Source organism: Janthinobacterium sp. GW823-FHT01H08 (genome assembly GCF_058797855.1).
On the sequence record NZ_CM179504.1, the window covers coordinates 5771722 to 5783658 of the forward strand.

At 64.7% G+C, this 11937-nt stretch carries 11 protein-coding genes; 5 read left to right on the plus strand and 6 right to left on the minus strand.

Going from position 1 to position 11937, the window contains the following annotated elements; genetic code table 11:
* The first annotated feature begins 37 nt into the window (after nt 1–37).
* Complete coding sequence (locus AC3RCG_RS25890) at nt 38–2851, plus strand: M16 family metallopeptidase (RefSeq protein ID WP_070290931.1); 2814 nt, start codon at nt 38–40, stop codon at nt 2849–2851.
* A gap of 2 nt (nt 2852–2853) precedes the next feature.
* Here AC3RCG_RS25890 and AC3RCG_RS25895 read toward each other — a convergent pair whose 3' ends face one another.
* Together AC3RCG_RS25895 and AC3RCG_RS25900 are read right to left on the minus strand one after the other, a co-directional pair.
* Nucleotides 2854–3255, minus strand: coding sequence for a ribosomal maturation YjgA family protein (locus AC3RCG_RS25895; protein WP_070290930.1), 402 nt, complete (start codon nt 3253–3255; stop codon nt 2854–2856).
* An 89-nt stretch (nt 3256–3344) separates the two neighbouring features.
* On the minus strand, nt 3345–4250 hold the full coding sequence (locus AC3RCG_RS25900) for a LysR family transcriptional regulator (protein ID WP_492402236.1): 906 nt from the start codon (nt 4248–4250) through the stop codon (nt 3345–3347).
* 99 nt (nt 4251–4349) lie between these two features.
* On the opposite strand from AC3RCG_RS25900, the gene AC3RCG_RS25905 reads away from it, so the two are divergent.
* Complete coding sequence (locus AC3RCG_RS25905) at nt 4350–5663, plus strand: SGNH/GDSL hydrolase family protein (RefSeq protein WP_492402235.1); 1314 nt, start codon at nt 4350–4352, stop codon at nt 5661–5663.
* On the opposite strand, the gene cysK is transcribed toward AC3RCG_RS25905, so the two are convergent.
* Together cysK and AC3RCG_RS25915 are read right to left on the minus strand one after the other, a co-directional pair.
* The gene (gene cysK / locus AC3RCG_RS25910; RefSeq protein ID WP_492402234.1) at nt 5624–6556 is read right to left on the minus strand and encodes a cysteine synthase A; all 933 of its coding nucleotides are present in this window, start codon (nt 6554–6556) and stop codon (nt 5624–5626) included. The genes AC3RCG_RS25905 and cysK overlap by 40 nt on opposite strands.
* A gap of 85 nt (nt 6557–6641) precedes the next feature.
* The gene (locus tag AC3RCG_RS25915) at nt 6642–7106 is read right to left on the minus strand and encodes an FKBP-type peptidyl-prolyl cis-trans isomerase (protein ID WP_034746152.1); all 465 of its coding nucleotides are present in this window, start codon (nt 7104–7106) and stop codon (nt 6642–6644) included.
* Nucleotides 7107–7201: 95 nt separating this feature from the next.
* Between AC3RCG_RS25915 and thpR the strand changes: the two genes are divergently transcribed.
* Entirely contained in the window at nt 7202–7720 is a 519-nt protein-coding gene (thpR, locus tag AC3RCG_RS25920; protein WP_492402232.1) for an RNA 2',3'-cyclic phosphodiesterase, read from the plus strand.
* Between the two features lie 9 nt (nt 7721–7729).
* On the opposite strand, the gene tcdA is transcribed toward thpR, so the two are convergent.
* Nucleotides 7730–8578, minus strand: a complete 849-nt coding sequence (tcdA, locus tag AC3RCG_RS25925) for a tRNA cyclic N6-threonylcarbamoyladenosine(37) synthase TcdA (protein ID WP_492402231.1) — start codon at nt 8576–8578, stop codon at nt 7730–7732.
* Nucleotides 8579–8691: 113 nt separating this feature from the next.
* On the opposite strand from tcdA, the gene pdxH reads away from it, so the two are divergent.
* Nucleotides 8692–9900, plus strand: a complete 1209-nt coding sequence (gene pdxH / locus AC3RCG_RS25930) for a pyridoxamine 5'-phosphate oxidase (RefSeq protein ID WP_070290924.1) — start codon at nt 8692–8694, stop codon at nt 9898–9900.
* A 127-nt stretch (nt 9901–10027) separates the two neighbouring features.
* Nucleotides 10028–11263, plus strand: coding sequence for an SAM-dependent methyltransferase (locus AC3RCG_RS25935; RefSeq protein WP_070290923.1), 1236 nt, complete (start codon nt 10028–10030; stop codon nt 11261–11263).
* A 22-nt stretch (nt 11264–11285) separates the two neighbouring features.
* Here the strand turns inward: AC3RCG_RS25935 and msrA are convergent, their stop codons facing one another.
* Nucleotides 11286–11819 carry a peptide-methionine (S)-S-oxide reductase MsrA gene (gene msrA, locus AC3RCG_RS25940; RefSeq protein ID WP_070290922.1) on the minus strand — a complete coding sequence of 178 codons (534 nt, stop codon included), beginning with the start codon at nt 11817–11819 and terminating at the stop codon, nt 11286–11288.
* Nucleotides 11820–11937: the final 118 nt, after the last annotated feature.

Genomic DNA, 11937 nt, shown 5'->3' on the forward strand with positions numbered 1-11937 from the left:
GCCGCAGCGTCTTCCCCACCCTAGCCTGGAAGCATGCATGAAACCGATCAAATTGCTGGCCATTCCCGCCCTGATGCTGTCGCTGTACGGCGCCCCGCTCACGCTCGCCCACGCCGCCGGCGCCGCTGCCGCGACGGCAGCCACGGCCGTGCCCAATGTCGCCTACGAAAAATACACCTTGCCGAACGGCCTCGACGTGATCCTCGTGGAAGACCATAAATTGCCCGTCACGGCCGTCAACATCTGGTACCACGTGGGACCGGCGAATGAAGCGCCGGGCCTGACGGGCTTTGCCCATCTGTTCGAGCACATGATGTTTGCCGCCACCAAGCACGTGCCGCGCGGCATGGCCGACCAGTTGCTCGAAGGCGCGGGCGCCACCGATTCGAACGGCAGCACGGATTTTGACCGCACCAATTATTTCGACACGGTGCCGTCGAACCAGCTGGAACTGGCCCTGTGGGCCCATTCCGACCGCATGGGCTATCTGCTCGACGTCCTCGACCAGACGGCGCTGACGAACCAGCAGGACGTGGTGCGCAACGAGCGCCGCCAGAGCGTGGAAAACGCGCCCTACGGCATCGTGCAGGAAGCCCTGTACCACCAGCTGTTCCCGAAGAGCCACCCGTATTACGCCAGCGTCATCGGTTCGCACGCGGACATCCAGAACGCGAAACTGGCCGACATCAAGGAATTCTTCACCAAATACTATGGTCCCAACAATGCCAGCCTGGTGATCGCGGGCGACATCGACAAGGCCAAGACCAAGGAACTGGTCAATAAATACTTCGGCAGCTTCAAGAGCGGCCCCGCCGTGGCCAAGCCCGACGTCGTGACGCCGCCCATCACGCAGGAGCGCCGCATCGTGGTGCAGGACCGGGTCGAGCTGCCGCGCGTCTTCATGGCCTGGCTGACGCCGTCCGCCTATGCCAAGGACGATGCGGAACTGTCGATGGCCGCGCAGATACTGGCCGGCGGCAAGTCCAGCCGTTTATATAAATCGCTGGTGTACGACAAGCAGATCGCGCAGGACGTGGGCGCCAACCAGAGCTCGAACGCCCTCACCTCCGTGTTCACCCTCGACGTGACGGCGCGCCCCGGCCACCAGCCCGAGGAAATCGAGCAAGCCATGCAGGCGGAGCTGGAGCAATTGCGCGCCCAGGGGCCCAGCGAGAAGGAAATCGAACGGGCCCGCAACAGCATCGAAACAGCCATGCTGAGCCAGGTGGAAAAAGTGGGTGGCAATGCCAACATGATGAACCAGTACAACCAGTACCTGGGCGACCCCGGCTACCTGGGCAAGGATATCGAGCGCTACCGCCAGGTGACGGCGGCCGGCGTGCAGCGCGCCGTCGACACCTACCTGAAAAACCAGGCGCGCGTGGTCGTGTATGGAGTACCGGGCAAGCCGGACCTGGGTCCGGAAGTGGCGACGCCGGCGCCGGGCAAGGTCAAGCCGGCGCCAGGCACGGCCATCAACGCGGACGAGCCATGGCGCAACGCGGTGCCGAAGGCCGGTCCCGCGCCGAAGATCGTGCTGCCGCAAGCGACCTCCTTCACCCTGAGCAATGGCTTGACCGTGATCCACAACTACAACCCGGCCGTGCCGCTCGTGTCCAGCCAGCTGGTCATCAAGAGCGGTTCGGGCGCCAATCCGCTGGCGCAGCCGGGCTTGTCGGGCTTTACGGCGCAATTGCTGCAGGAAGGGACCAGTACGCGCAGCGCGCCGCAGATAGCCGATGACGTGGCGCAACTCGGTGCTTTTCTGGGCACGGGTTCCGGCGCTGATGCCTCGTTCGCCCAGCTGACGTCGCTGAAAACCACCTTCCCGCAAGCGCTCGACGTGCTGGCCGACGTGGTCCAGCACCCGCAATTCCCGCAAGAAGAGGTGGAACGCCAGCGCGCCAGCCGCATCGGCGAACTGGCGCAGCAGCGCGAAAACGCGGCGGCCGTGGCGGCCCGCGTGGAAGCGGCCGCCCTGTACGGTCCGCAGCATCCGTACGGCACCATCCAGCTGGGCACGGAAGCGGCCCTGAAAGCCACCAGCCGCGCCGACCTGCAGGCGTTCTGGCAGCAGCATTACGTGCCCAACAATGCGGCGCTGATCGTCTCGGGCGACATCGATGCGGCGCAATTGAAGGCACTGGCCGAAGCCAAGTTCGGCGGCTGGAAGGCGGGTACGGTGGCGCCGTCCGTGACGGCGGCGCCGGCCACGACGAAAGCCAGGCTGATCCTCGTCGACAAGCCGGGCGCGCCGCAGACGGCCGTGCGCCTGTCGACCATCGCCGTGGCCCGCGCGACACCCGACTATGCGCCGCTGCAAGTGATGAACGCGGCGCTGGGCGGCTTGTTTACGAGTCGGCTAAGCAATAACCTGCGCGAAGAGAAGGGCTACACGTATGGCGTGCGCTCGCAATTCCAGTACCGCAGCCAGCCGGGACCGTTCTCGATCGCGGCCGGCGTGCGCACCGACGTGACGGGCGCGGCCGTGTCGGAAACCTTCAAGGAAATCCGCGCCATGATGGCCAAACCCTTGACGGCCAAGGAATTGTCGAATGCGCGCAATTCGCAGGTGCTGTCCCTGCCGGGCCAGTTCGAGACGAATGCCAGCATCAGCGCCAGCATGGCCAACACGTATATCTACGGCCTGGGCCTCGACTATTACGCGACCTTGCCGCAGCGCTTTGCGGGTGTGACGGACAAGCAGGTGCAGCAGGTGGCCAAAAAATACCTGCAGCCGGAAAAGCTGATCGTCATCGGCGTGGGCGACCGGGCGAAGATCGCGCCGCAGTTGAGCAAGCTGAAACTGGCGCCCGTGGAACTGCGCGATGCGGAGGGTAACGTCAAATAAGACTAGCGGCGCTTGAACAGCGCCAGCTTGTCGATGAACGCCGCCACGGCTACCCCGGCCGTGTAGGCGATCAAATCACCCCAGCCGAAGGTGGAACCGAGCACCAGGTGCCCCAGCGGATGCGCGCGCAGCGCGACGAGCCAGGGCATCTGGACCAGCTGCCCGAATTCCACGGCAAAGCAGATCAGCAGCGCAGTCAGCGCCAGCTGCCACGTGCGCATGCGCGTGGCGAAGATACCCAGCGCAAAGACGATCATCATGGCCCACAGGGCGTCGCCCGGATACTTGCCGAGCGCGGCGGGGAGGAATTGGGGATAGGCGCGCGAGGCCAGGCCCAGCGCGATGACAGCCACGGTTGCGCCCACCTGCAGCAGGCGGCGGCGTTCAGGTTTTACCAGGAACATATTTCCATTCAAAGGCACAATACGGGCCGAACCATTGCGGCCCGTCCGATATTGTACTGCGCGGCCGTGTCCGCCTGCAGCCTATCGCATCAAGCCAGGTCGACATGCTGCGCCAGAAAGTCGAGAAAAACGCGCACGCGCAGCGGCACGTGCCCGCCCTGCCCCACGAAGACGGCATGCACGTCTTCGCTGTCGCCGGGGTTGAACGCTTCCAGCACGGCCTGCAATCGGCCCGCCGCGATATCGGCGCGCACCTGGAACGCCGCCAGGCGCGCCAGTCCCAGTCCCGCCAGCGCCAGTTGCCGCAAGGCTTCGCCATCGCTGGCCTGCGCATTGCCAACGACGGGCACGACGATGTCGCCCTCGGGCAGGCGCAGCGGCCAGCCCGAGCGGGCGCGCGCGTAATTGGCGTCGAGCAGATTGTGCGACGCCAGCTCGGCCGGCGCCCGCGGCGTGCCGCGCCGCGCCAGATAGGCGGGCGATGCCACGATCGCCATGCGCGTCTGGCCCAGCTTGCGCGCCAGCAAGTTGGAGCTTTTCAGGGGACCGGCCCGCACGGCCACGTCCGTGCGCTGCTCGAGGATATCGACCACGGTATCGGTCAGCACGATGTCGAGCGTCACCTCGGGATAGCGCTCGAGAAAAAGCGGCGCCAGCGGCAGCAGAAAATGCTGGCCGAACGGCACGTTCGCATTCACCCTGATCTTGCCGCGCGGCACATCCTGCACGCCCGCGCAGCGCTCGGCCTCGTCCAGCGCCGCCAGCACCTGCCTGCCCCGTTCATACAGGCCGCAGCCTTCGGCCGTCAGCTGCAGCTGACGCGTGGAGCGGTTCAGCAGGCGCGCGCCCAGGCGCTCTTCCAGCCGAGACACGAGCTTGCTGACGGCCGACGGCGTCATGCCGCAGGCGCGCGCGGCGGCGGAAAAGCCGCCCAGCTCGACCACGCGCACAAACACCTCCAGCTCGCCGGAACGGTTCACTTCCAGTCTGGCCATTGTGAATTCAACTCATAAATGTTCTTCGATGGGATAGTCTAGTACATAAATGGCTTTGCTTTCATCATGCGCACATTCCCCTTGATGAAGCGAGCCGCCATGCAACGATATTCCCTCCTCCCCGCCGCCCTGCTGAGCCTGGCATTCAGCGCCAGCCCGCTCCAGGCCGCCAACGCCGAACCTGCACCAGCCCCCGTCTCCACTTGGCTGGCCAGCTGGACAGCCAGCCCGCAAGCCGTGTGGGGCAGCGACTTTGTGCTTCCCGCCAACGTGCCCGCCGTGCTGCACGAACAGACCGTGCGCCAGGTGGCACGCCTCAGCGTGGGCGGCCCGCGCGTGCGCATCGTGCTGTCGAATGCGTATGGCAAGGTGCCGCTGCGCATCGGCGCGGCCACCGTGGCGCTGGCCGCTTCCGGTTCGGCCATCGCAGCGGGCAGCCTGCGCACGCTGACGTTTTCCGGCCAGCCGGCGGCCACCATGGCGCCGGGCGCGCCGCTCGTCAGCGACCCCATCGACCTGTCCGTGCCGGACCTGGCGCGCCTGACGGTGAGCGTGCACCTGCCGCAGCCCAGCGCGACTGCCACGTTTCACTGGGATGGCCGCGAGACGGCGTGGATTGCGCCGCAGGACCAGACGCGCTCCCTCCGCATCGATGACGCACCCGGCGTGCAGACCACCACGGCGCGCCTTTTACTGAGTGCCATCGAGGTGGAGGCGGCGCCGGGGGCGCAAGCCGTGGCCATCCTCGGCGATTCGATCACCGATGGCGCCAGCGCCAGCCTGGGGATCGATGCGCGCTGGCCCGATTTCCTGGCCGAACGCCTGGCGCCGCACGGCGTGGCCGTGATCAATGCGGGCATTTCCGGCGGACGGCTGTTGTCCGACGGCATGGGTGAGAACGCCCTGGCCCGCTTCGAGCGCGACGTGCTGGCGCAGCCCGGCGTGCGCACGGTGGTCGTCTTGTTGGGGATCAATGACATCAGCTGGCCCGGCACGGCGTTCGCGCCTCGGGCACAAAGACCGACACTGGAAGAATTAAGCAGCGGCTACGCGCAGCTGGTGGCCCAGGCGCGCAGCCGCGGCGTGCGCGTCATCGGCGCCACTGTGACGCCGTTCGAAGGCGCCCTGCCCGGCACGCCCTTGAGCGACTATTATCAAAAAGAAAAAGAGACGCTGCGCCAGCAACTGAACGCGTGGATACGCGCCAGCGGCCTGTTCGACGCCGTGCTCGACTTCGACGCCTGGGCGCGCGACCCGGCCCATCCGCTGCGCCTGCTGCCCGCCTACGACTCGGGCGACCATTTGCACCCGGGCGACGCGGGCAACCGGGCGCTGGCGGAAGGCATAGACCTGCCGCTACTGCTTAATAAAAATCAATCGCCGAGTCCAGCGTACAAGGCCGTGCTCAGGTAGCGTTCGCCGAACGACGGGATGATGGTGACGATGGTCTTGCCCGCGTTTTCCGGGCGGCGCGCCACTTGCAGGGCGCCCCACAGGGCGGCGCCCGACGAGATGCCGACCAGCAAGCCTTCATCGCTGGCGGCCAGGCGCGCCGTGGCGAAGGCGTCGTCGTTCTTGACGCAAATGATTTCGTCGTAGATGGTCGTGTTCAGTATCTGCGGCACGAAACCGGCGCCGATGCCCTGGATCGGATGCGGCCCCTTGGTGCCCTTCGACAGCATCGGCGACGCTTCCGGTTCCACGGCGATCACTTGCAGGCCGGGCTTGCGCTCCTTCAACACTTCACCGATGCCGGTAATCGTGCCGCCCGTGCCTACGCCGGCGACGACGATGTCGACTTGCCCCTCCGTGTCGCGCCAGATTTCCTCGGCCGTCGTGGCGCGGTGGATGGCGGGGTTGGCGGGATTGTTAAATTGCTGCAACATCAGATAGCGCGGGTCGGCCGCCACCATTTCCTCGGCCTTGCGGATGGCGCCCAGCATGCCTTCGCTGCCCGGCGTCAGGACCAGCTCGGCGCCGTAGGCGCGCAGCAGGATGCGCCGTTCGCGGCTCATGGTGTCGGGCATGACGAGGGTGCAACGGTAGCCGCGCGCGGCGCAGACCATGGCCAGCGCAATGCCCGTGTTGCCGCTGGTGGGCTCGACGATGACGGTATCGGGATGGATCTTGCCCGCGGCTTCCGCGGCGACGATCATGGACAGGCCGATGCGGTCCTTGACGCTGTGGGCGGGATTGTAGAATTCGAGTTTGGCGAGGATGGTGGCCACACTGCCGGCGGCGATGCGGTTGATGCGCACCAGGGGGGTATTGCCGATCAGTTCAGTGACGTCGTTGGCGATGTTCATGGGAGTCTCCACAGCAATTACAGAAGAATCCAGTCTACCGCGTTTTGGCGGCAGCGCGAGCATGCGCCGCCGCCAAACTGAACAATTACTTCACGTCCAGCAATTCCACGTCGAAGATCAGTGCCGAGTTCGGCGGAATGTCGCCATTGCCGGCGCCGCGCGGGCCGTAGGCCAGTTCGCCTGGAATGATCAGGGTGCGCTTGCCGCCCACTTTCATGCCAGCCACGCCCTGGTCCCAGCCCTTGATGACCATGCCCTTGCCCAGCGGGAAGTCGAACGGGCCACGGCCCACGGAGCTGTCGAACTTCTTGCCGCGCGAATCTTTCGCCAGGGGACGGTACAGCCAGCCCGTGTAATGCACGGTGACGTTGCTGCCGACGGACGCTTCCTTGCCCGTGCCGACCTTGTTGTCGATCAGAATCAATTTATCGGCGACAGGGCCAGGGCTCAACGAGACGGCGGAGGCGGGAACAGGCGCTGGCGCCTGTGCCTGCGCCAGCGACGCGGCGACGGAGCAGATCAGGGCAAACAAAACGGAGCTACGCGTCATGATGTATTCTTTCAGTGAGTTTCGGTGAGATCCCTGCCAATGCGAGTGGGCAGGGAACACCAATCATAGCAAACCGCCGCAACGATAGGAAAAACTTGTCGCCCGATACCCATTGCCCCCGCCTGTTTTACGCGCTGTGGCCCGACGCGGCCACGCGCGCGGCGCTGGCCGCCTGGCAGGCGCGCCTGCAAGGCAAACCCGTGCGCGTGGACAAGCTGCACCTGACCCTGGCCTTCCTGGGCCAGCACCCGGCCAGCGACCTGCCGGCCCTGCTGGCTATCCTGGCACAATTGCCGGCGCGTCCCATGCCCTTGCTGTTCGACCACGCCAGCCACTTCACGCAGCTGGCGCTGGCCTGGGCCGCCCTGGCGCAGCCCTCGCCGGCCCTGCTGGACTTGCGCGCGGCCTGCATGCGCAGCCTGGCGCAACAGGGGTTGGCGCCCCGCTTCGAGCACGACCGTTTTACGCCGCACGTGACCCTGGCGCGCCAGGCGCCGCCGCCGGCAAGCCAGGACTTCGCGCCCGTCGCCTGGCAGGCGGATGAACTGGTGCTGGTGGAATCGCTGAAAAGCAGCGGCAACTACCGTATCGTGGCCAGCCGCAAACTGACTTAGGCGGTGAACTTAAGCAGCGTCCGGCACTGGCACTGAAGCAGGTTTGTCCTGGCGCAAGCTTTTCAGCGCATGGGCGGCCGCCACCATGCCGAAGCTGGCCGTCACCACCACGCTGGAACCGAAGCCGGCACAGTTCAGGCCCGTGACGCCGGCGGGCGTGCCATCGATGGCGCACGCTTCCGCGCTCTCTGGCGTGCTCAACGGCTCCATGGAAAACACGGCATCGACATTGAATTTGTTTTTCACGCCACGGGGGAAACCATATTCGGTGCGCAACAGTTTTCGTACTCTCTTGAGCAGCGGTTCCTGCTCCGTCTTCGACAGGTCGCGCACGGCGATCAGTGTCGGATCCGTCTGCCCGCCCGCGCTGCCGATGGTCAGCATGGGGATGTTGCGCGCGCGGCAATACGCGATCACGGCTGCTTTCGCCTTGGCATTGTCGATGGCGTCGACCAGATAGTCGAAATCGCGCCCGCCCAGCAACTGCTCCAGGTTATCGGGGGTGATGAAATCCTCGACCTGCGTGACCTGGCACAAGGGGTTGATCAGTTCGATGCGTTCGGCCAGGGCCGTGATCTTGGCCTTGCCGATGGTGTCGCTCATGGCCTGGATCTGGCGGTTGATGTTCGATTCGGCAACATTGTCGAGGTCGATCAGGGTCAGACGGCCGACGGCGCTGCGCGCCAGCGCTTCGACGATCCAGGAACCGACGCCGCCCACGCCGATCACACACACGTGGGCCGCGCGAAAACGTTCCAGCGCGGGGGCGCCGTACAGGCGGGCTATGCCGCCGAAACGCCGTTCAAAATCGATCTCGGTCAAGTCCATGGAAATTAGTTCATTGGTGGAGGTATGCATGGCGCCATTTTAACGGACACTGCGCTGGCGGATATTCTAAAATAGCCGAATTGACACAGCGACAAGCTCCGTTTGTCGCCGCGCCCCCACACCGTTCACCACGAGAACTCGCCATGACCGCTCCCCTGTTCGACTCCGTTCCCGGCTTTGACCAGCCCATCGCCGTGCTCAAGCATTGCCACGACAAGATCCGCAAGCAACTGACGACCCTGCAAAACCTGCTGGCCCACCTGGTGCAGCATGGCAACACGGCGGACGCGCAGCAGGCGGCCAAGGCGGTGTTGCAATATTTCAATAAGGCCGCCCATCTGCACCATGACGATGAAGAGCAAGACCTGATGCCCATGCTGCAGGCCACGGCCACGGGCGACGATGCGGCCCTGCTGGTGACCCTGGTGCCGGAAATCCTGGCCGACCACCAGCGCATGGACCAGGCCTGGCTGACCCTGCGCCCGGAACTGGACGCCATCGCGGCCGGCACGGGCGTGCAACTGTCCGCCCATGGCGTGCGCGACTATGTGGCCGCCTACCAGGCCCACATGAGCAAGGAAGAGGGCCAGCTGGCACCGATGGCCAAGCGCCTGTTCAGTGCGCAACAGATGGAGCAGCTGGGCACGGCCATGCAGCGCCGCCGCGGCATCGCTCCCGAGGCGCCCGCAACGGCAGCCCAGCCGGACGCGGCCGCCATGCTGGCGGCCATGCGCACCGATTACGTGCAATCGAGCCTGAGCGAGACGGATGTGCTGGCCGATCCCATCGCCCAGTTCCAGAAATGGTTTGCCGAGGCCGTCAAAGCCCAGGTGCTGGAGCCGAACGCCATGAGCTTGTCCACCGTCAGTGCCGACGGCAAGCCCAGCTCGCGCATCGTGCTGATCAAGCAGTTCGACGAGCGTGGCTTTACCTGGTACACGAATTACCAGAGCGACAAGGGCCAGCAGCTCGAACACAACCCGCACGCCGCCCTGCTGTTCTTCTGGGGCGAGCTGGAGCGGCAAGTGCGCATCGAGGGCACGGTGGTGAAAACCACGGCCGCCGAGAGCGACGAGTATTTCAATGTACGCCCCGTGCAAAGCCGCTTGTCGGCGATTGCCTCGCAGCAAAGCGCCCCTATCGCCGACCGTGCCGCACTGGAAAGCAATTACGAGGCCGTGGTGGCCGCCGTCGGCGACGCGCCACCGCCGCGCCCGGCCCACTGGGGCGGCTACCGTTTGCAGCCGGAACGCATCGAATTCTGGCAGGGGCGCCGTTCGCGCTTCCACGACCGCATCGTGTTTACACGCGGTGCTGACGGGCAATGGAGCATGCAACGCTTGCAACCATAAGCAGGACAGTCAAGGCGGCGCAAAGCAAGCTGGTCAATATCGGTGTAGGCTATGAGGGTAGAAGTTACTAAATGACATTGTTTCTCAATTTGCGGCCGCAACAGCGGCCGCTTCATTGGAGGCTATTTTGTTTGTACAAAACCAACTCAAGTCCTGGATTGCCGGTATCCGCAGCAAGACTGCCTTGCCGCTGCGCATAGAATTGTGGAATGGCCAGCATGTCGACCTGTCCAGCGAAACGCCCACAGTCACCATCCGCCTGCCGACCGTCGCCTCGGCCCGCTATCTGCTGAACCCCTCGCTGGCCAACCTGGGTTCGGCCTATGTGGAAGGCAATATCGAAGTCAAGGGCACGGCCCAGGACATGATTGCCATCTGTAATGCCCTGGCGCGCAACACCTTGAAACCGGAAGGCAAGCTGGCCCGCATCGTGCGCAGCTTTACGCACGACAAGAGCAAGGATGCCGAAGCCATCCGCTACCATTATGACGTGTCGAATGCCTTCTACGAGCAATTCCTCGACCCCGCCCTCGTGTATTCCTGCGCCTATTTCGAACACGGCGATGAAACGCTGGCGCAGGCGCAAGTCAAGAAGATCGACCATATCCTGAAGAAAATCCAGCTGCAACCGGGCCAGACCCTGCTCGACATCGGCTGCGGCTGGGGCGCGCTCGTCATGCGTGCCGCCCAACAATATGGCGCCCGCTGCGTGGGCGTCACCCTGTCGGAAAACCAGTACGCGCTGGCGCGCGAGCGCGTGGCGGCGGCCGGCCTGGCCCACCTGATCGACATCCGCCTGCAAGACTACCGCGACGTCACGGGCCAGTTCGACCGCATCACCAGCGTGGGCATGTTCGAGCACGTGGGCTTGAAACATTTGCCCGATTATTTTTCCATCATCAACAAGCTGCTGGCGCCGGACGGCATGGCGATGAACCATGGCATCACCTCGACCGACCCGGAGAATGGCGAAACGCCGTATGGCGGCGGGGAATTCATCGAAAAATATGTGTTTCCGCACGGCGAACTGGCCCATATCGGCAATGTCCTGAAAACCATGCAGCAAGGGGGGCTGGAAGTGCTGGACGTGGAAAACCTGCGGCGCCACTATGCGCGCACCTGCGCCCTGTGGACGGAAAATTTCGAAGCCCATGCCGAGCAGATCCGTCCGTTGGCGGGCGAGCGGCGCTTCCGCATCTGGCACGTCTACCTGGCCGGCTGCGCCTATGCCTTTGAGCAAGATTTGATCAGCCTGTACCAGATCGTCTGCGTGAAGGCGGGCCGGCGCTCCTCCACCCTGCCCTGGTCGCGCAACTACATGTATGCGCAGGACGCCAGGCCGGCGCCCCTGCTGGCGACCTGATCCTGATGCCCACGCGGGGCGCTTACTTCAGGCGCTCGGCGTACATGGCGCGGAATTTTTCCACCTTGGGCACGACAACGAGGGCGCAATAGCCCTGCAAGGGATGCTGCTCGACATAATTCTGGTGGTAATCCTCGGCCGGATAAAAGACCGATGCCGGCGCCAGCTGCGTGACGATCGGAGCATCCCACACGCCGGCCATCTCGGCCAGCACCTTGCGCGCCACGCTTTCCTGCTCCGCCGACTGATAATGGATGACGGAGCGAAATTGCGTGCCGACATCATTGCCCTGCCGGTTCAGGGTGGTAGGATCGTGCAAGGTAAAAAAGATTTCCAGCAAATCGTGGTAAGGGATGACGGCGGGATCGAATTCCAGCCGTACCACTTCCGCGTGGCCCGTCTCGCCCGTGCACACCTGATCATATGTGGGGTTGGGCACCGTGCCGCCCGTGTAGCCGGACTCGACGCGCGTCACGCCGCGCACTTCCCCATACACGGCAGCGAGGCACCAGAAACAGCCACCGCCGAATACCGCCACTTCCGTCTGTTGGTTCATGATGTCCTCCCGCAACGCCTGTGCGACGTATCATTTCATTACTGTAACGCAAAGCGCCATGGCCTGCAGTGCCGCTTGAAACGGCGCGTGATGCACCGCACATAAGGGGCATGCCGGC